Origin of the sequence: Pedobacter sp. SG908 (assembly GCF_011759615.1) — a bacterium.
GTDB lineage: Bacteria > Bacteroidota > Bacteroidia > Sphingobacteriales > Sphingobacteriaceae > Pedobacter > Pedobacter riviphilus.
Genome location: NZ_JAAOYY010000002.1, coordinates 766,762 through 787,009, shown reverse-complemented (window position 1 = coordinate 787,009; position 20,248 = coordinate 766,762). Strand labels below are relative to the sequence as shown.

The 20,248-nt window shown below is 38.4% G+C and carries 13 protein-coding genes; 4 read left to right on the top strand and 9 right to left on the bottom strand.

What is annotated here, in order from left to right; genetic code table 11:
* The first annotated feature begins 97 nt into the window (after positions 1 to 97).
* The 3 genes from FHT21_RS18320 (at position 98) to FHT21_RS18310 (ending at position 5,400) form a co-directional block, all read left to right on the top strand.
* On the top strand, positions 98 to 3,313 hold the full coding sequence (locus FHT21_RS18320) for a carboxypeptidase regulatory-like domain-containing protein (RefSeq protein ID WP_167296187.1): 3,216 nt from the start codon (positions 98 to 100) through the stop codon (positions 3,311 to 3,313).
* A 100-nt stretch (positions 3,314 to 3,413) separates the two neighbouring features.
* Positions 3,414 to 5,165, top strand: a complete 1,752-nt coding sequence (locus tag FHT21_RS18315) for an ABC transporter ATP-binding protein (protein WP_167296186.1) — start codon at positions 3,414 to 3,416, stop codon at positions 5,163 to 5,165.
* Between the two features lie 19 nt (positions 5,166 to 5,184).
* A complete protein-coding gene (locus FHT21_RS18310) occupies positions 5,185 to 5,400 on the top strand; it encodes a PLDc N-terminal domain-containing protein (RefSeq protein WP_167296185.1) in 216 nt (71 codons plus the stop codon).
* A gap of 320 nt (positions 5,401 to 5,720) precedes the next feature.
* Here FHT21_RS18310 and FHT21_RS18305 read toward each other — a convergent pair whose 3' ends face one another.
* The 8 genes from FHT21_RS18305 to FHT21_RS18275 form a co-directional block, all read right to left on the bottom strand.
* Positions 5,721 to 7,007 (bottom strand): MFS transporter, encoded by a 1,287-nt coding sequence (locus FHT21_RS18305; RefSeq protein WP_223833476.1) that lies wholly within the window; start codon positions 7,005 to 7,007, stop codon positions 5,721 to 5,723.
* 181 nt (positions 7,008 to 7,188) lie between these two features.
* Entirely contained in the window at positions 7,189 to 9,072 is a 1,884-nt protein-coding gene (locus tag FHT21_RS18300) for a RagB/SusD family nutrient uptake outer membrane protein (RefSeq protein WP_167296184.1), read from the bottom strand.
* Positions 9,073 to 9,106: 34 nt separating this feature from the next.
* A complete protein-coding gene (locus tag FHT21_RS18295) occupies positions 9,107 to 12,379 on the bottom strand; it encodes a TonB-dependent receptor (protein WP_208398980.1) in 3,273 nt (1,090 codons plus the stop codon).
* A 442-nt stretch (positions 12,380 to 12,821) separates the two neighbouring features.
* Positions 12,822 to 14,927 carry an ATP-dependent DNA helicase RecG gene (gene recG, locus FHT21_RS18290; RefSeq protein ID WP_167296183.1) on the bottom strand — a complete coding sequence of 702 codons (2,106 nt, stop codon included), beginning with the start codon at positions 14,925 to 14,927 and terminating at the stop codon, positions 12,822 to 12,824.
* A 6-nt stretch (positions 14,928 to 14,933) separates the two neighbouring features.
* On the bottom strand, positions 14,934 to 15,836 hold the full coding sequence (locus tag FHT21_RS18285) for an EamA family transporter (RefSeq protein ID WP_167296182.1): 903 nt from the start codon (positions 15,834 to 15,836) through the stop codon (positions 14,934 to 14,936).
* A gap of 2 nt (positions 15,837 to 15,838) precedes the next feature.
* Positions 15,839 to 16,219, bottom strand: a complete 381-nt coding sequence (locus tag FHT21_RS18280) for a RidA family protein (protein WP_167296181.1) — start codon at positions 16,217 to 16,219, stop codon at positions 15,839 to 15,841.
* A gap of 11 nt (positions 16,220 to 16,230) precedes the next feature.
* Positions 16,231 to 16,368, bottom strand: a complete 138-nt coding sequence (locus FHT21_RS25135) for a DUF6728 family protein (protein WP_317039670.1) — start codon at positions 16,366 to 16,368, stop codon at positions 16,231 to 16,233.
* Between the two features lie 97 nt (positions 16,369 to 16,465).
* On the bottom strand, positions 16,466 to 17,812 hold the full coding sequence (locus FHT21_RS18275) for an OmpA family protein (protein WP_167296180.1): 1,347 nt from the start codon (positions 17,810 to 17,812) through the stop codon (positions 16,466 to 16,468).
* A 171-nt stretch (positions 17,813 to 17,983) separates the two neighbouring features.
* Between FHT21_RS18275 and FHT21_RS18270 the strand changes: the two genes are divergently transcribed.
* A complete protein-coding gene (locus FHT21_RS18270; RefSeq protein WP_167296179.1) occupies positions 17,984 to 19,273 on the top strand; it encodes an aminopeptidase P family protein in 1,290 nt (429 codons plus the stop codon).
* A gap of 50 nt (positions 19,274 to 19,323) precedes the next feature.
* Here FHT21_RS18270 and meaB read toward each other — a convergent pair whose 3' ends face one another.
* The gene (meaB, locus tag FHT21_RS18265; RefSeq protein WP_167296178.1) at positions 19,324 to 20,223 is read right to left on the bottom strand and encodes a methylmalonyl Co-A mutase-associated GTPase MeaB; all 900 of its coding nucleotides are present in this window, start codon (positions 20,221 to 20,223) and stop codon (positions 19,324 to 19,326) included.
* Positions 20,224 to 20,248: the final 25 nt, after the last annotated feature.

Genomic DNA, 20,248 nt, shown 5'->3' with positions numbered 1-20,248 from the left:
CATTTGAGTTTTGTAAACTATTTAGTAATATAAAACCCTAATTCCCTTAACACTACAGTAACATCTTTGTCATCATAAAAAAATCAGAAAACAAACGATGATGAAAAATTTACTTATTGCAGTGTTGCTGCTGTTTTGCTGTATCCATAATACGGTAATAGCACAAACAACCCAGGCATCTATTTCAGGTGTAATTACCGATCAGCAAAAGAAACCCATCCCTGGTGTTTCTGTACAGATCAAAAACAACTCAACCGGTTTTACCACTAGAACGTCTACTAATGCTCAAGGCGAATACACCTTCAAAGAGCTTCCTTTAGGTGGTCCGTACACGGTTAAAGCCGTTTATGTAGGTTTTGGGGAGCAAAGCAGAAGCGGATATATGCTAAACCTGGGTGATGTGGTTAAAATAGCTATTACCATGCAAGAGACATCTCAAAATCTTGAAGCTGTTGAGGTTGTAGCATCCGGGCTAAAGAATAAAGTTAAAAACTTTGGCGCATCAACGGAGATTTCAGCTAAAACAATGACACAATTACCTGTTAATGGCCGTAATTTTTCTAATTTGATGGATCTATCGCCATTAAGCAGGGGGGGCAACATTTCAGGACAGTTAGGTTCATCAACCAATTATACTATTGATGGAATGAATGCAAAAAACCCAACATCTTCTGGTAGTACAACCAGTCGTAGTGGTGCACCATATTCAATATCTATGGACGTTGTACGCGAGTTTAAAGTGGTAACCAACCAGTACGATGTTACTTTAGGTAGGGCCGGCGGTGGTACGGTAACGGCAGTAACCAAATCAGGTACCAACACTGTAAGCGGAAGTGCTTTTGTTTACAATCGAGCAGATTGGTTATCAAGCAAATATGATATTGCCGGCGCAAAAAGAACCAATGATTTTTCTACCTACCAGTATGGATTTACCCTGGGAGGGCCAATCATTAAAGATAAATTACATTATTTTGTGGGATGGGATCATCAAAGAGATGCCCGCCCATTACTTATTGCACAAATAAATAATGATGCAGATATAGCCAGATATAAAATTACCAATAGTACATTAGAGGAGTTTCTCGGCACAGCCAGAACAAAATATGGCGTAGCAAACAGCCCTCAGTATGGGTCTTTCCCTAAGAAAAGAGGTACTGATGCTGCATTTGCCCGCTTAGATTGGCAAATTAACGATAGAAACCTGTTAACCATTCGCGATAATTACACCAACGATAGAAATCCACTAGGTTTGGCTGATAATACTGCTATTAACTTTTATGAAAGTTATGGTAACGACAAAAACGTAGATAATAGCTTATTGGCAACCTTACGCTCAACCATCAGCAGTAAAATCACTAACGAATTAAAATTTCAGCACTTATACACTTTTCAGGCAAGTACGCAAAATGATCAATTAACAAGTGCTATACCAAGAGCGGTTGTAGGAAATGTAACCTCAACATTACCTAATGGTTCGCCGGTATCAACAGCAATTCAAATTGGTGGTCACCGTTTTGGCCAAGAGGGTTTTACCAATAATGTATTCCAATTGGTTGACAATTTTTATTACAACACCGATAAAATTAAATATACTTTCGGTTTTGATGTAATGTACACACGTGCCAAATCACTTTATGGAAGCGAGGTTAATGGTCGTTTCGAATTTACAAATAGTGGGTCTGGTGCTTCAGCGCAAACATCATTACAAAATTTTAATAACCTAATACCAAATAGATTTTACCGTGAAGTACCGTTAATGAGTGATCCCTCGGTGATGGGAAACATCTGGAACAGTGCTATTTACGGACAGATGCAGACTAAACTGGCCAAAGGGTTGGACTTAACCGCCGGTATCCGTTTAGATTACAGCGCTTATCCTAAATCGCCATTAAACCAACAACTCCTTGATGCGATTGGTGTAAGAACCGATAATGAATTAAAACAATTCTTAGTTCAGCCAAGAATACAGTTAGATTGGGATATTAATGAAAATAGAACTGATTTTGTTAGGTTTGGTGCTGGTATTTTTGGATCGGATGTAAACAATTATGTAACCATTAACAACCTAACGTTTGATGGAAAACACTATGGAACTTTAGATGTTATAAATACAGGCGTACCTACCCCTGATTTTATTGGTTACAGAAACGGTACAGTTGCTACACCATCGCTACCAGCGGCACAAGTTCAAACCATTAATACCTATGCTGAAGATGCAAAGGTACCTGTAGTCTATAAAGCCAACTTATCGTACAGCAAAATAATTACCGACAGATTAAAGGTTGGCATTACAGGTTATGCAACACTTGGCCGTAATAATTATTTTTATGCCGATAGAAATATGGCTGCCACACCATATTTTACATTAACCAATGAAGCAAATAGAGGTGTATTTGTTCCTTCGATACCTGCAAACGGAGTTGCCGATTGGAAAACAGGAAGATTAAATACAACTCAATTTGGTCGGGTTTTAGAATTGAATAGCAAGGGAAAAGTAAATCAGTTTGCCGTTGTTCTTGATGCGACCTGGCAATATTTTAAAGATGGTCAAATATCAGCCAGCTATACCTGGAATGATACCAAAGACAATACTTCATTTAATGGTAACGTAGCCAATTCGGCGACCTTATCATTACCTGTTCCAAGCGACCCGAGAGATTTAAGTAATGTTACCTATTCAGATAATCAGTTCCGAAATAAAGTTGTGATTTATGGTACATTGCCAACATTTTGGGGCGTTACTGTTGGAGTTAGATATTCGGGCATAGGTGGAACGCGCTATAGCTTATTATCTGGAGCTAATAATAATGGTGATTTTGTTACTACTAATGATTTAGCTTTCATATTTGATAGAAATAACCCTAACGTTCCTCAAAATGTACGCACAGGTTTACAGGCATTTTTGGATAACCCGAATGTGAGCCAAAGTTTAAAAGATTACGTATTAAAATATGATGGACAAATAGCAGAACGTAACGGTGGTATCAATGGTTTTTTTGGCACTGTAGATTTAAGAGTGAGCAAAAAGGTTAAACTATATAAGACCCACGCCGTTGAGTTATCAGTGGATATTTTCAATTTCGCCAATTTACTTAAGAAAAAATGGGGCGTAAATGAAACTTTAGGAACACAAGCACTATATGCAATTGGTATACCTGCAGTAAAAGATGCAAATGGCGTAGAAATATCTCCGGCTGTACCAAATTACAATACTACAACGCGCCAGTTTAACTATCGTGTAAACAATACTGGTATCGTTACTCCAAGTGGCAACCCTTGGCAGATACAAATCGGTTTACGTTACGGATTTTAATAGCGTTTAGCTAACTTTCTTAGCTTAAAGTCATAAAAAAAGGGAATGGATTTTTATCCGTTCCCTTTTTTTATGTTTGTAATATAAACAACAAAACTTAATGGGATTATTACTTAACTACCTGAAGCATCACAAGTGGATTGTGGCCTTAGCGCTATTGCTGGCAGGCATAAATATTGGTTTTTCGCTTTTAGATCCATATATCACTGGTCGGATTTTAGACCGTTTTATCAACAAAAAAGATTCGTTAACCTATAGCCAATATCTTTGGGGTTCGCTGGGTTTAATAGGCCTGGCTATCGGCGCTGCAATGGTTTCACGTATTGCTAAAAACTTTCAGGACTATTTCACTAGTGTAATCGTTCAAAAGGTTGGGGCAAAAATGTATGCCGATGGTTTGCAGCATTCTTTAAAATTGCCATATCAGGTTTTCGAAGATCAGCGCAGTGGCGAAACTTTGGGTATTTTACAAAAAGTACGATTAGATTCAGAGAAGTTTATCACTGCCTTTATCAGCATCCTTTTTGTAAGTTTAATCGGAATGATCTTCGTGATCGTATATTCAGTTTCAGTAAGCTACAAAGTTACTTTAGTTTATTTCTCAGCCATTCCGATCATCAGTTTTGTGAGCTGGTTTTTAAGTCGCAAAATTAAAACCATACAACGCTCTATTGTTGGCGAAACTACTGCTTTGGCAGGTTCTACAACCGAATCATTAAGAAATATCGAACTGGTTAAGAGTTTAGGTTTGGCCGACCAGGAAATTGATCGATTAAATAAAACTACTTATAAAATCCTAGGCTTAGAGCTTAAAAAAGTGAAGTATGTACGCAGCATGAGTTTTGTTCAGGGTACTACAGTTAACCTGGTCCGCAGTACAATGGTGCTGGTTTTGCTTTTGCTTATTTTCGACAATACCATTTCGGCCGGACAGTATTTTTCTTTTCTTTTTTACTCGTTCTTCCTTTTCGGACCACTACAGGAGCTGGGCAATGTAATTTTAACCTGGCGTGAGGCAGAAGTTTCGTTAGGTAATTTCAAAAAGATTTTAAGTACACCTATTGATAAAAAACCAGAGAATCCAACTTCGATCGCAAAAATTAAAGATTTAACCTTTAGCAATGTTGGTTTTAAGCACTTAACGGCTAATAGAAATGCATTAGAAAATATTTCCTTCAAAACCTATAACGGACAAACTATCGCTTTTGTTGGTCCATCGGGTTCTGGGAAAAGTACACTGGTGAAACTATTGGTAGGTTTATATCCGGCAAAAGATGGTGAGATTTTATACAACGGTATTCCAAGTAACGATATCGATCTTGATGCTTTACGCGAGAAAATCGGTTTCGTAACACAAGATACCCAGTTATTCTCGGGTACGATAAGAGAAAACCTCTTATTTGTTAACCCTAACGCCACCGATGAAGAGTGTTATAAGGTATTAAACCAGGCTGCTTGCCAAACACTTTTAGCCCGTGCCGATAAGGGTTTAGATTCGTTAATTGGCGAAGGTGGTGTTAAGGTTTCGGGAGGAGAGAAACAACGCTTATCGATTGCGAGGGCACTACTCCGTCAGCCAGATATTTTGGTTTTTGATGAAGCTACATCATCATTAGATTCGATTACAGAAGAAGAAATTACCAAAACCATCCGTTCGGTTTCTGATTTAACCGATCACATTACCATTTTGATTGCCCACCGTTTATCGACCATAAAACATGCTGATAAAATTTATGTGTTAGAAAAAGGCCATATTATTGAGCAGGGAAGACATGAAGAACTAATTGCACAAAATGGTTTATATCAAGCCATGTGGCGCCAACAAATTGGTGAAAGAGTTGTTGAAGTTTAAGTAATTAAAATTTATTTAAATGTTATTAGCAGAAATTAACAGCAATCAGGTGGCACTTTTCGTGATTATACCTGCCGTTTTATGGTTGGTTTTAATCTTGATAGCCCTTTACCACATTTCCAGAAACAGCTCCATGGCCTTCAGTGTAAAAGTATTGTGGTTCATCATTATCTTGCTTGCTCCATTTTTGGGTTCGATTATTTACCTGATGTGGGGTAAGAATAAAAAGTTTTGATTTCAATATGGTCCGTGTCCGCATGGACCATGTTTGTTTTTAATCAAGAAGAAACAAAGACACCACAAAAATTAAGCACATGAAAGGAATGCGATGGGTTCGCATGACGGATAGCAGTGGAAATCCTTTTTTAATTTTTCTTCAAAGATTGTAACGGATAGCCTGACCCTTTCCCGATTCATCGGGATTAGGGGCATGCCCTAATTATTGCAATAAAAATAGCTGAAAAATAAATTCTGCATGATGATCCCGGTTGATTAAATTTGAGAACTGTCAACTTTCAGGCAAACTCACTATTAAAGTTGAGAGCTTTTTAGCAACTAAGCAACTTTAGTAGTCTGTTCATTAATATCCTGCAAACTCAACTTGGTTAAAGATCGTGTTTTAAACCAGGTAATACCTGCTATAGCTATCGTCATACTTCCTCCAAACACAACTGCAGGGACTAGCTTCATCAGCTTAGCAGTTAAACCCGACTCGAATTCGCCAATCTCATTTGATGAACCAATAAACATACTGTTTACCGCCGAAACCCGTCCTCGCATTTCATCGGGGGTAAGCAATTGCATAATTGTTTGTCTGATGATTACACTTACGCTATCAAATGACCCTTCCAGGAACAAAAAGAATAATGTTAAATAGAAATTTTTAGATAAACCATAGCAAATAATGCTGAGGCCAAATCCAGTTACTGCGATTAATAGGTTACGCCAAGGTTTTCCCATTGGCGAAAAGCGGGTCATGGCCAGCATGGTAATTACAGCGCCCGAAGATGCTGCACCGCGCATCATACCTAATCCAAATGAGCCTAAATGAAAAACATCTTTGGCAAACATGGGCAACAAGGCTACTGCCCCACCAAAAAAGACAGAAAACAGATCTAGGCTCATTGCCCATACCATCATCTTTGTTTTAAAAACAAACTGGATTCCTTCTTTTAAACTATGAAATATATTCTGAGTAGGCACATATGTGGCTGGATGCTTTTTGAAAGTAAATATACAGATCAATGATATGGTAACAAGCCCTACAATTACACTATATGCTGCTGTTATTCCCCATAACCAATTTACCAGCCCCCCAACTAATGGGCCAATAATGGTGGCCAGTTGCCAGCTGCTACTGTTCCAGGTACTCGAATTTGGGTACAACTCTTTCGGTACAATTTTGGCCATTAAAGAAAATGTTGCCGGGCCAAAAAATCCTCTGGCTAAGCCGATGCAGAAAACCAATCCGTACATGATGAGTACAATGAGGTCTTCCTGGAGGTGAAGATATTTACTGGTAATGATCAGCATTAAAACCGAAGCCAGCCAAACACCTGAAAATATCTTGATTAACAACCCACGTTTTTCACTTTTATCGGCAATGTAGCCGCCATACAGTGCAATCCCAATAGCCGGAATGGCTTCGCATAATCCAACTAAACCGAGTTTTAATGGATCGTGTGTTAAATCGTAAATATGATAACCGATAACAACAGCCTGCATTTGATAAGCAAGCGTAAAAAAGAACCGCATACCCAGGAATGATCTAAATTCTTTATATCGCAAGGCTGCGAATGGATCTGGTTTTGCAATAATGGTGTTGGGGTCTGAATCTGCCACAGGAAAAAAAATATATGCAAAACTAAGCTTTGAAAATTAAATACAGGAATATACAAAGACCCAAGATTGCTTGTTTTTCTATTGAAAAGTAAAAATTTGAGATCAGAAATCTCAAATTCTATTACATAAAAAACCCGATGAATATGATTGTACATATCCATCGGGTTATTAAGCTTAATTTTTAGTATCCTGGGTTTTGCTCGAGCAAATTATTCTTATTTACTTCATCGCGGCTAAATGGCCTGAAATAAAGTTTATTGTCCCAACTTCTGTTTTCTTGCGAATTTTCCTCTACCGGACTATAGGTATAATCGTAAATCGTATTATCGTAGTGGTAAGGGCCCGACATAGTTTTACCAGGCTTAAACTTACCGGTAACCTTTATGTAGGTGGTTTTACGGCCTAGCGTTTCGCTAGCAATTAACCATCGGCGAGTATCGTGATAACGTTGTTCTTCGTAAGCCATCTCGATACGGCGCTCGTGGCGGTAAACCTCTCTAAGGCCAGCCTGATCTGTTGCTGTAACCGCCGGCATACCTGCCCTGAAACGGATTTTGTTTAACCACTCTGTCGCTTTACTTAATTCACCAAGTTCAATACTGGCCTCAATGAAATTAAATACGGCTTCGGTGTACCTAAAGAAAGGCCAAGGTACATTCTGCGACATCGAAGCATCCACTATAGTTGGATCTGGATCGATAAATTTATGGTAATAATAACCTGTCCAACTGCCGTTCCAGTTTTCAATAGAACTAGCTCTCGTATCTAATCCTCTAAAATCGAATTTGTTGCCTTTATCATCTAACAAATCGTAGATACCGGTTTGGATCTGGTTAGCAGGATCTACGTTGCCCGAAGCTTTATCGCGTGGTTTCCAACCTGCACCATCGTATAAAACGGTAGCATAAAAACGGGGATCTCTATCCTGATAAGGGCTCGCTTTTTGTGCAGCATTTGACCAGCTAAATTTACTGCCGTCTTTCATTTCATAATCATCAACCAACAAACCGATAGGCGTGTTACCCGCCCAGTTATGGTAACCATTCGGACCATTCTGCTGTGCATGTTTAATATTGTTCTGGATGATAAAATAACGGGCAAAAATGAGTTCAGATGCCGCAGTAGCATCTATACCCGGTGCCTTACTTGCTCCGCCCATGGCAATACTTTTATAATTTAACTGACCATCTGTAGCCGGCGCCGTAAGATTTAATTTATAACCTGTACCCAGTTTCATTACGGCGTCTGCAGCTGTTTGAGCCAATTTATAACGAGCGACACGATCTTCACTTGCATAACTTAAAAAGTCTAATGTTTGAGCTGGAATGATCGTATTCTTTTCGGCGAATTTTGCGATGAGTTTTGTCCTGATATGCAAATCGCTTGCAGCATAAATCAACACCCTTGATTTAAGTGCCAAAGCAGCGGTAGCGGTGGTACGCCCCTTTTCCATCGTTTTACCAGTTAACAGTTTATTTGCCTCATCGCAATCTTTTATAATGAAGTTTACACATTCTTCATAAGTATTACGCTTTACACTATAGTTATCGTTGAGCACGTAAGTCTTTGTGATAATAGGCACTCCTCCATAAAAGCGCAATAACTGCTGATAAAAATAAGCCCTTAAAAAATAAGCTTCGCCTAATAACTGATCTTTTAACGATTGGCTGCTCAAGCCATTGTCGCCACTGGTTATTTTTTCGATCGTAATATTACAGGCCCTGATGCGGTTGTACATTTGTTTATACGCCCAGGTATCATCTACCCAGCCTAATGTAGATGGATTGATGGTAGCACTATTAACCAGATCGATACCCCGGGTAGGGTGCGTAAATAGGGCTTCATCTGAAACTGAAGCCAGCATTTGTTCTGAGAAGCCCCCATTGCCTAATCCATTATAGATATCATTAACAAAGGCTTGTGCAGTTGCCGGATCTTTCCATACCGATTCTGCTGGCACCTGACTAGGCGATTCTACATTTAAAAAATCTTTTTTACAGGATGCTGCAAAAATGGCTGTGAAAATTAATATATAGAGCTTTATATTTTTATTTATTGCTTTCATATTCTTGATTGTAACGGTTATACTTGATTACATTTTAAAAAGCGGCTTTAATGCCAAAGTTGATTACCCTGGCCTGTGGATAATATTGGCCGCTCGAATTGGTTGATTCCGGGTCCCAGATCTTGATTTTATCCAGTGTAAACAGGTTCAATCCGTTTGCATAAACCCTTACACTATTCAGTCCCACTTTTTCTACCAGGGTATTTGGTAATGTATAGCCCAACTCTACGTTTTTAAGTCTGATATAATTATTACTCCGCAACCAATAGGTATTATTTAGCGCATTGTTGCTATCGGTATAATAGGTAGCTCCACGGTTAGATAAACGCGGATTTACCGAGCTTGGATTATCAATGCTCCAACGGTTTAGGTACGACCACTCCAGAAAATTACCAATATCGCCTGATTCTGTTATACCTACAATTTGCATACCCCCGGTTGCACCCTGAACAAGTACTGATAAATCGAACCCTTTATATTGCAGGTTTAAGTTAAAACCTCCTGTAAAGGTAGGCGTGCCGTTTTTATCCAGACGGACCTTATCATCTGCATTGATTTTGCCATCATCATTTCTGTCCTTAAATTTCATGTCGCCTGGACGAAGGTTACTGGTTAATGCACTATATTTTAGTTTATTGGCATCAGCTTCTGCTTTATCTTTAAAAACACCATCATACTCGTAAACCAACCATGCGTTGGTTACACGTCCGGTTGAACGCTGCCATTCAGGAGCACCAGGGGTTTCATCCCAAAAAATAATTTTATTTTTCGCATAACCGCCATTTACACTCACACCATAATTTAATTCGCCAATCTTGTCGTTATAACTCAATTTAAACTCGAAACCTTTATTGTTTACTTTCCCTAAGTTAACTGGCGGTAAACGATCGGTAATACCTGAGCTTTCAGGTACCGAACTCCCTCTGCTAATCAGAATGTTTGTACGTTTATTATAGAAATAATCAAATTCAAGTGATAGTTTATTATTTAGAAATGATGCGTCCAAACCTACGTTGGTATTATTGGCCACTTCCCATCCAAAGTTGAAATTGGGCACTTTGCCTTCTGTTAGTGTTTTAGTAACAAGATCATTAAAGGTATACGTTCCAAAATTCATTAAGCTGAGGTACTGATATTCTTGCAACACATCTCCAAAATATGCCTCTGCACCCATCTGGCCATACGAGGCCCTCAGTTTTAAATTGTTTACGAACTTAACATTTTCCTTGAAAAAGGGCTCTTCAGATAAACGCCACCCTACAGATACACCAGGGAAAAAGCCAAAACGTCTATCAGTTGGGAAGATATAAGAACCATCCACCCGCCACAAGAATTCGGCTAGGTATTTTTCTTTATAGTTGTACCCTGCTCTTCCAAAATAACTCAAACGCGCCCGCTTAAATAAGTTGTTCGGGTCGCCCGGATTATTACCTAGCGATTGTTCGCGTTCATCGCCAGCCAGTAATTCCTGAACAGATCTTGAAATAAAATATCTTCTGAAAGCCGTAAAACCATCATTATCAACCGTTTCACGGGTTACACCAGCCATTAAGCCAATGGTATGATCATTGATTTTTTTATCATAATTAATCATTCCCGTTAAGTTGATGGCCAGCTGCCCACCGGCAGTTTCCCTAAGGCGAGGATCGGTATATTGCGAACGTACGGTACCCGTTAATACAGGCGTTACCCCATCGGATTCAAAAGTTTTCTTGTCCCAATCATATAGCGTCCATGGTAATTGCCAGTTTTTCTGTCTGCCTGAATATTTATCTACCGCAGCAGTTCCTGTTACTTTTAAGCCATCTACTCCCGGGATTTTAATTTCAACCTTACCTGTAGTCTGGAAATAATCTCTAACATCCTTATTGTAACCGGTTAAATCTGTTGTAGATACAACTGGGTTATAACCGTATTCGATATCCCTTCCAGGTTTTCCATTTGGCCATATCGCAATCTCATTCGGGCGCCCCCTCATCAAAAACCTGAATATATCGCCTGCACTAACTGTAGGAAAGTTACGGTCTTCTTCTCTGGCCGATACCCCTAAAGTTGTTGTAATGTATTTACTCAGCTTTGCTTCGAGGTTAAATCGCATATCGTACTGTTTATACCCTGTGGCAGAATTTTTATAATATCCATCCTGATCAAGGTAGCCTAACGAAACAAGGTACTTCACATTTTCACTCCCTCCATTGATCTGAACATTATGCCTTTGCTGTGGAGACCAGTTTCGGAAAGTAGTTTTAAACCAGTCGGTATTAGGGTATCTTAACGGATCTGATCCATCGCCAAACTTCCTGATATCATCAGCTTTATAAGCGGCATTAATTGTTTTTCCGGTGGTAGAAGTATAGGACCCGGTAGATTTAAAACTGTTCCATGCCGCCGACCATTCATTTGGATTAATATCGGAACCAAAGATATTCAGCTCATTCAAAATTTCAGCGTACTGCACCGAATTGGCCATTTTAGGTATCCGCGTAGGCTGTTGTAAACCATAACTAAAATCGTAAGAAAACTGAGGCTTGCCTGATTTACCTAATTTGGTGGTGATTAAAATTACGCCGTTGGCAGCCTGCGAACCATAAATGGCAGCAGAAGCATCCTTTAAAACCGATACACTTTCGATATCGTTTGGATTTAACCTTTCAATACCACCTGCACGATTAGGAATACCATCAATTACTATCAGTGCATTATTGTTTCCAAGCGAGTTTGTACCACGGATTCTGATAGTAGAGCCATCGTAGCCTGGTTCTCCACTGCTTTGTAATGCCGTTACGCCTGGTAAACGCCCCGCTAAAGAGTTGGTTAAGTTTACAGATGAAGATTTAGCCAGTTCGGTACCTTTAACCGAAGCAACAGCACCAGATACAACCGCTTTCTTTTGTGTTCCATAACCTACTACAACTACTTCCGAAAGATTTTGGTTATTCTCTACTAACTGGACATTAATGTTGGTTTGGTTCTTTACCTGAACTTCCTGATCTACGTAGCCAACATATGTAAACACCAGCGTTGCATCTTCAGGCACCTTGATACTAAAATTTCCGGAACCATCGGTAACCGTAGTTGCTGTGCCCCCTTTCAACTTCACACTTACACCTGGAATTGGGCCTTTGGCATCTGTAACTTTCCCCTTCACGATAATATCCTGGAGGGATAGTTTGTAAAAATCAAAAGGTTCCTTTTCATGTAATGATGCTTTGGCAGACATGCCGGCAAGTGGAGAAAAAACGAGACAACCACCGCAAACAAGAAACATGCTACTTCTGGCAAAAGTCCTCAATAGATTTTTTTTCATAGTTTTCAATTTATTTTGGTTAGATATTTATTGTAATACAATTTAATACTCATGAGTAATCATGAACTGTCAATATTTGCATTATTAAAACTTGATCTATTGAGTCAATTTCTACATCAGCGCACTAAGGAAACTAGTAGCTTCTTCTCTATTGGTCAATAAATTGCTGTTAACCATTATGAATCCCCTTATCTGATAAATAAACTAATTGAGGTTAATAAAAATTACTGAATAGGATGTAATCTTATTTAGACTTGTCGACTAAACAGTTCATACTTGGTTACACGCAAGATAGGGATATTAAGGTTTAAAAAAAGGGGGTAAAATAATAATTATAAGGGGTTGACTCGTAAAAAAACGATTACAAAACTACACAAAGTAGAACAAATAATACATTGTTAAATATTATTGCAAAATTAGAAAAATTTGATGGATTGGTGAGCTAACTTATCTTATCGAAAGAAATGCCTCTCTCTAATTTTTGCAGATAAGCTTTTAAGGTTGCGTTTTCGGGTTTTAACAATTGTGGATCGTTCTCAAAAAGTTCAATTACGGTATTACGTGCTTCAGACAAAATAACCTGATCTTTGGCCAGGTCGGCTAGTTTCAAATCCAATACACCACTTTGCTGTGTTCCGGTAATATCGCCAGGACCGCGAAGCTGTAGATCGATCTCAGAGATTTCGAAGCCGTTGTTTGTCCTTACCATTGTTTCTAAACGAATTTTGCCTTCCCTACTCAATTTATTCCCACTCATTAATATGCAGAAAGACTGCTCTGCGCCACGACCTACCCTGCCACGCAACTGGTGTAGTTGCGAAAGTCCAAAACGTTCGGCATTTTCAATTACCATTACCGAAGCGTTAGGTACGTTTACGCCCACCTCTATTACAGTAGTAGCTACCATAATTTGGCTTTTGCCATCAATAAACTGTTGCATTTCGAACTGTTTATCAGCATTTGGCATTTTTCCATGTACAATACTCATTTGATAGTCGGGCCTAGGAAACTGATAGCTCAGCTGCTCAATTCCAGCTTCGAGGTGCAAAAGATCTAATTTTTCGCTTTCTTTAATTAAGGGATAAACAATATAAACCTGCCTGCCTTTGGCGATTTCCTGCTTCATAAAACCGAACATCCTAAGGCGTTGGCCTTCAAAAAGGTGTTTGGTTTCTATAGGTTTTCTGCCCGCAGGTAGTTCATCAATAATCGAAACATCAAGATCGCCATATAAGGTCATGGCCAAAGTACGCGGAATTGGCGTAGCGGTCATCACAAGGATATGTGGTGGAATAATATTTTTCTGCCAAAGCTTAGCACGTTGCTCTACGCCAAAACGGTGTTGTTCATCAATCACAACCAATCCTAAATTCTTAAACCGAACCTTATCTTCAATCAAGGCATGCGTTCCAATCAGAATGTCGATTTCTCCGTTCTCCAATTGCTCATGCAAAATGTTGCGCTCCTTCTTTTTGGTATTTCCAGTAAGAATGGCAACGCGCACCAAATCGTCGGTTACAAGCGCCGTAATAGATGCATAGTGCTGGCGGGCCAAAATTTCCGTTGGAGCCATCATACAAGCTTGATAGCCGTTATCATTTGCTAAAAGCATACTCATCAGCGCTACCGCAGTTTTACCGCTCCCTACGTCGCCTTGAACAAGCCGGTTCATTTGCACGCCACGTTGTGTATCGATTCTGATTTCCTTAACTACCCTTTTTTGGGCATTGGTTAATTCAAAGGGCAAAAATTCGTTATAAAATCGGTTCACTTTTTCGCCAACCTTTTCAAAAGTTACCCCTTTAAATTTTAACTGGCGTAAATGTTTATTATGTAGAAGCTGTAACTGGATGAAGAATAGTTCTTCAAATTTAAGACGTCTTTCAGCGGCACTTAAATCTTTCTGATTTTTAGGAAAGTGAATATTCAGCAAGGCCAATCTTTTATCTGGCAGCTGATACTTATCAATGATGTATTGTGGTAAATTTTCCGGAACCTGAGGAATAATCTGATCTAACAAACCTGCGATTAAACGCTGTAAACCCTTTGAATCGAGATTAAATTTTTTAAGCTTTTCAGTGGAGTTATATACCGGCTGCAAGGTTAAATTCCCTCGCCCAACCTGTTTACGCTGATAAAGTTCCATTTCTGGATGTGAAATACTGAATGTTCCGTTAAAGATACTTGGTTTCCCAAAGGCCACATAAGCGGTACCGACAGTAATATTATCGTCAACCCATTTTAGGCTCTGGAACCAGACCAATTCCATGATTCCGGTTTCATCTTTAAAAACAGCAATAATACGTTTCGCTCTTTTATCGCCTATTACTTTTTTGCTGATTACACGCCCGATAATCTGGATATACTGCGTATCGGGATTGATCTGGTTAATCTTGAAATATTTCGTACGGTCGATATACCTGAAAGGATAGTGGGCAAGCATATCCTGATAAGTGAACAGGCCGAGATCCTTTTTCAAAACATCTGCACGGCTAGGCCCAACGCCTTTCAAAAATTCAACAGGTGTATCTAATACCGAATTAAACAAAATATTTTACTGTTTCTTGTAAACAACACTCTTTAGCAATTGTGCATTAAAAATAACGATCGATAGCAGCAAAAGCAAATAAGCAAAAAGTTGGTGCAGATCTATTTTCTCCTTAAAGTAGAAAAATGCAACGGTAAAAGCAACTATCGGGTTAAGATAAATCAAAATACCCAGGGCTGATGAAGGCATACCTAATAGCGCATACGAATTTAAAAAGAGCGGAATAATGGTAAATACGATAGCAATCAAAAATATATGTAACCAAAAGAAGGTTTCAGTGGGAAAAGGTGCTGCGTCAAAAGAATACAAAGGCAGCATCATTAATCCTGATAAAATTAACTGAACGCCTAAAAAATTAAATTTATCTACATCTGTAATCACTTTGAGCACAATAACATATATGGCATAAAAAGAGGCGATGATAATAGCCCACATAACTTCATGTAAAGAGCCTGTTGCCAATAGGATAATGCTTATAAATGCAATGATCAGGGCAATAACTTTAGCCTTCGTTAACTGCTCTTTTAAAATGATAAATCCGCAGAGCGCAGTTAACAAAGGGCACACCATATAGGCAAAGGCTGCGGCCTTTAAACTCACACTATTTACAGCATAAATGTAGGTAAACCAGTTTCCTGTAATCAGAAATGATGATATTATGGTAAGCAGTAGTAGTCTGGTTTTCTTGCGGGTGCTTAATGATTTTAAGAAATTCAAATCATTTTTTAATGCTTCTCTTCTGAATAAAAGAATGGTAGCCCAAACTACGATTATGGAAACAAATATCCTGTAGTATAAAATTTCGTGAGGTGGAAAACCTTTTATGTTACGCAAAGGTATAGACATTGTTCCCCATATGATGTAAGGAACAATGCCAGATATAAAATATTTGCTTTTGCTTTCTCTCAAAATTAGCCTACAATGGCAATTACAGAGATTTCTACATTAACATTTTTAGGTAACACCGAAACTTGAACGGTTTCGCGAGCTGGAAAATCAGCAGTAAAGTATTGTCCATAAACTTCGTTTACCTGAGCAAAAGTGCCCATATCACTTAAGAAAATAGTAGACTTTACTACATTATCGAAGGTTAAACCTGCTTCAAGCAAAACGGCTTTAAGGTTACGCATTACCTGGTGTGTTTCTTCTTCAATATTACTAATATTTAATTCTCCGCTTTCGGGATTAATGGCCACCTGGCCTGATACGAATAAAAAGTTCCCAGCTTGTACAGCTTGGCTATATGGTCCAATTGGAGCTGGAGCATTGGTTGTTTTAATGATTTTTTTCATACAATTTGGGGTTATTTAGCAAGCCACTGAATAAGCTTGTAGATGATACCTGCCAGAAAAATTAAGATGGCCAATGCATTGATAAAATGCATAATTCTAAGGTTGATGTTATTTGGCCTGTTGGGATCCTTTTTTCTAAAGAAGTACATAATACAAACTTAGCTAAAAAGCTTAATACAGAAAATTAAAAGGCATAAAAAAAGTCCCGATTTTCATCGGGACTTTTTTAAATCTTATATTGAAATACTAGTTTCTAGCAGTTTCAACACGACGGTTTTGGATACGACCTTCTTCAGTATCGTTAGAAGCAATTGGATTAGCTTCGCCATTACCTTTAGTAGCAACTTGACTAGCGTTAACGCCAGAGTTTACTAAGTAAGTTTTAACAGAGTTAGCTCTGTCTTTAGATAATTTCAAGTTATATGCAGCAGTACCTTCGCTTGAAGCGTAACCGTTTACAGTTACTTTACCACCGTTTTCACGTAACACTGAAGATAATTTATCTAAAGTAGGGTAAGACTCAGTTTTTAAAACTGAAGAGTTGAAATCGAAACCGATTTTTTCGAAACCTGTTACAGTGCTTGGAGCAGTAGTAGGAGCCTCAACTTTTGGAAGAGGACAACCTGAACCATCAACAGCAGTACCAGCAGGAGTTCCTGGGCATTTATCGAATTGATCAGCAACACCGTCACCATCAGTATCTTTTTTCAAATCTTCAACAGATTTCTCAACAGCAGAAACACGATTTTTCAATGCTTCAACTTCTTGACGTAAAGTTGGATCTTTTAACTCATCGTACATAGTAGCTAATGGGTTAGTCCACTCTAAAGTTGGTTTAGCAGAAGAACCTAAAGAGAATTCTAAACCAGCATAACCGTAAGAGAATTTATCTTTAGTTTGACCTTTTGCATAAGTTCCGTCTAAGTTATCAGCATCAACAAAGTTCATCGTGTAACCTAAGTTAAAGTTAACACGCTCAGAAACTTTGAATTTAACACCAGCACCAACTGGAATGTAGAAACCTTTTACGTAATCTTTAGCATCATGTCTGTCATCAGCAGGACCTACAGCTTTACCTTTCCAGTCAATAACAGTTCCATTACCTAAAGTAACTTTTGGAGCATAAGCCATGTAACCAGCACCGGCAGTTAAGAAGAAACCTACTGAGTTCTCACGACGTAAGAAATCGATAGAACCTACGTTAACAACACCACGTAAATCTACAGCATATTGTAATTCAGTTTCGAAATCTTTAACAGCTGGATTAGTGATGCCCTCGTTATTACCTGAAAGTTTACCACGAGTTCCGTTTAATTCTAAACCGAATGAGTGACCTAATTGTTTACGGATGTTTAAACCGTAACCTAAGTTAGCATCCCATTTGTTGAAATCGTTTGAACCACCGATAGCCACAACTGGCATTAAAACACCACCATGTACACCGATAGACCAAGTTCTGTACTGTCCTCTACCGCCAAATACCTTGACAGCAGAAGTGGTTGCAGGTGCATCCTGAGCGACAGCAAGAGAAGCAACTCCTGTTAATGCCACTAAAGAAAGCGCAACACTTTTCTTTAAAGTAGAATAATTCATAATCTTTTTCTTTTTTAAGGGTTAAACAATTTAATTGATTAATTTTTTAGTAATCGCAAAATTAAACAAAATTTTAAATTTTCAAACTTTTATACAAACTCCGTTCCAAACTTCACAGTAATTAATCATTTTATTACATTTGGCCATTACCCTTATAAAAATACCATTTTCATGAAATATCCTACCATTAATCAGTCATTATTTATTCTAAACAGAAATAACTTCACTAAACGCCTAAAAAACAACTCTTTAGCCATATTCAATTCAAGTGATGAATTTCCTAGAAGTGGCGATCAGAACTTCGTTTTTAAGCAAAATCCTGATTTATTTTATTTATCTGGAATTGATCAAGAACAAACAATTTTGTTATTATTTCCTGATTGTCCTAATCCATTGTACAGAGAAGTCCTGTTTTTAAGACAGACTAATGATTATATTAAAGTTTGGGAGGGATATAAGTATACTAAGGAGCAAGCTAAAGCGGCCTCGGGGATTCAAGCTGTATACTGGTTAGAGGATTTTGATAACATTTTGCATAGCATTGTGAACTATGCTGATCATATTTATTTAAATACAAATGAAAATGACAGGTATGCCCATGAAGTTCCTTATCGTGATATCCGATTTATTGAGAAAATGAGAGCAAAATATCCATTGCATCATTATGAACGCTCTGCACCAATTATGCGAAATTTGCGTGCAGTTAAATCTGATGTTGAAATCGAATTAACAAAAAAGGCGTCGGCAATAACCCGCGATGCTTTTATCAGGGTATTAAAATTTACCAAGCCCGGTGTTAAAGAATATGAGATTGAAGCGGAGATTATACACGAATTTATCCGTCAAGGTGGAACCGGCCATGCCTATACGCCTATCATTGCTTCCGGCCATAATGCAAACATTCTACACTACAACGATAATAATCAAGTATGTAAAGATGGAGATGTAATACTTTTCGATTTTGGTGCAGAATATGCCAATTATAATGCCGATATGAGCCGCTCCATCCCTGTTAATGGCCGGTTTACAAAAAGACAAAAGGATGTATATAATGCAGTACTCCACGTAATGAAAGAATCAATTAAATTAATTGGCGAAGGAACCATATGGAATACCTACCACGAACAGGTTGGTGAAATTATGACTGAACAACTGATTAATCTTGGGCTCATTTCTACAGTAGACGTAAAAAACCAAACCGCAGCGTGGCCAGCCTATAAAAAATATTTTATGCATGGCAATTCGCATCACCTGGGTATAGATGTACATGACTTTGCAGGAAGATATACGCCATTTGCTAACGGAAACATTCTTACGGTTGAACCAGGTATCTATATTCCGGAAGAAGGCTTAGGCATCCGTTTAGAAAACAATATCCTCATCACTGCAAAAGGAAATGTAGATTTAATGGCCGATATACCACTAGAAGCGGAAGAAATTGAAGAGATTATGAATAGCTAGTTCAGTTTACAGTTTTCAGTGGGCGGTTCCCAATTAACCGTTTCAAACGATTAACCATTACGAATAAACTCGTCTGCAAAACGATAAATATTAAAATCATCTTGTTTTAAGGCTGTCTGAATTTTTTCTAGCAGCCTTTTTTTATCTATACCCCTCATTTTCTCATGTTGAATGAGTCTCCAGGCTTTCTCTGCAAATAGAAAAGCTTTTCGGTTATGATCAGAAGCAGACGGCTTGATTATCCAGGCACATAGCTCATCAATACCTGTATTTTTATCGGCCACTGTTTTTAATATCGGGATAGTCTTCGGGCCTTGATGAACAATTTTCTTTAAATTATTGGCAAAAACATCTGCACCTTCCCTATCTGCCTTGTTGATAACAAAACAATCAGCAATCTCCATCAAACCAGATTTGATATTCTGAATCTCATCCCCAGATTCGGGGACCAAAACAACAACAGTTTTGTCAGCCAGTCCCGCAATTTCTACTTCCGATTGCCCAACACCAACGGTTTCCACAATAATCAGATCAAAATTAGCTGCTTTTAAAATATCAACCATCTCAATGGTTTTTGCCGAAATACCGCCCAAAGCACCTCGCGTTGCTAACGATCTGATAAAAACGTTTGGATTATTAAACTGACCAGCCATGCGGATTCGATCGCCCAATAACGAACCGAAATTAAAAGGAGAAGTTGGATCAATAGCCAATATGGCGATGCGCTTCCCTTTAGAAGTAAAGTAATTGGTTATGGCATTTACCAAAGTACTTTTACCTGCTCCAGGTGGTCCGGTAATACCTAAAACTGGCACATTAACCCCACTATCTAAATCTCTTAAAATCGAATCGGCTGGTCTAATATCATTTTCAACAAGTGTTAATGTTCTTGCCAAAACCTTATAATTGCCCGCCTTTACTTCGCTTAAAATGGATAGATGCGTATTCATCAATAAAACTATCTTTGTACAAATT

Bases quoted from the DNA above. Each gene is read 5' to 3' on its own strand.
- FHT21_RS18320 (WP_167296187.1), top strand. From the start codon at position 98: ATGATGAAAAATTTACTTATTGCAGTGTTGCTGCTGTTTTGCTGTATC.
- FHT21_RS18315 (WP_167296186.1), top strand. From the start codon at position 3,414: ATGGGATTATTACTTAACTACCTGAAGCATCACAAGTGGATTGTGGCC.
- FHT21_RS18310 (WP_167296185.1), top strand. From the start codon at position 5,185: ATGTTATTAGCAGAAATTAACAGCAATCAGGTGGCACTTTTCGTGATT.
- FHT21_RS18300 (WP_167296184.1), bottom strand. From the start codon at position 9,072: ATGAAAGCAATAAATAAAAATATAAAGCTCTATATATTAATTTTCACA.
- FHT21_RS18295 (WP_208398980.1), bottom strand. From the start codon at position 12,379: ATGAAAAAAAATCTATTGAGGACTTTTGCCAGAAGTAGCATGTTTCTT.
- FHT21_RS18280 (WP_167296181.1), bottom strand. From the start codon at position 16,219: ATGAAAAAAATCATTAAAACAACCAATGCTCCAGCTCCAATTGGACCA.
- FHT21_RS25135 (WP_317039670.1), bottom strand. From the start codon at position 16,368: ATGTACTTCTTTAGAAAAAAGGATCCCAACAGGCCAAATAACATCAAC.
- FHT21_RS18275 (WP_167296180.1), bottom strand. From the start codon at position 17,812: ATGAATTATTCTACTTTAAAGAAAAGTGTTGCGCTTTCTTTAGTGGCA.
- FHT21_RS18270 (WP_167296179.1), top strand. From the start codon at position 17,984: ATGAAATATCCTACCATTAATCAGTCATTATTTATTCTAAACAGAAAT.
- meaB (WP_167296178.1), bottom strand. From the start codon at position 20,223: ATGAATACGCATCTATCCATTTTAAGCGAAGTAAAGGCGGGCAATTAT.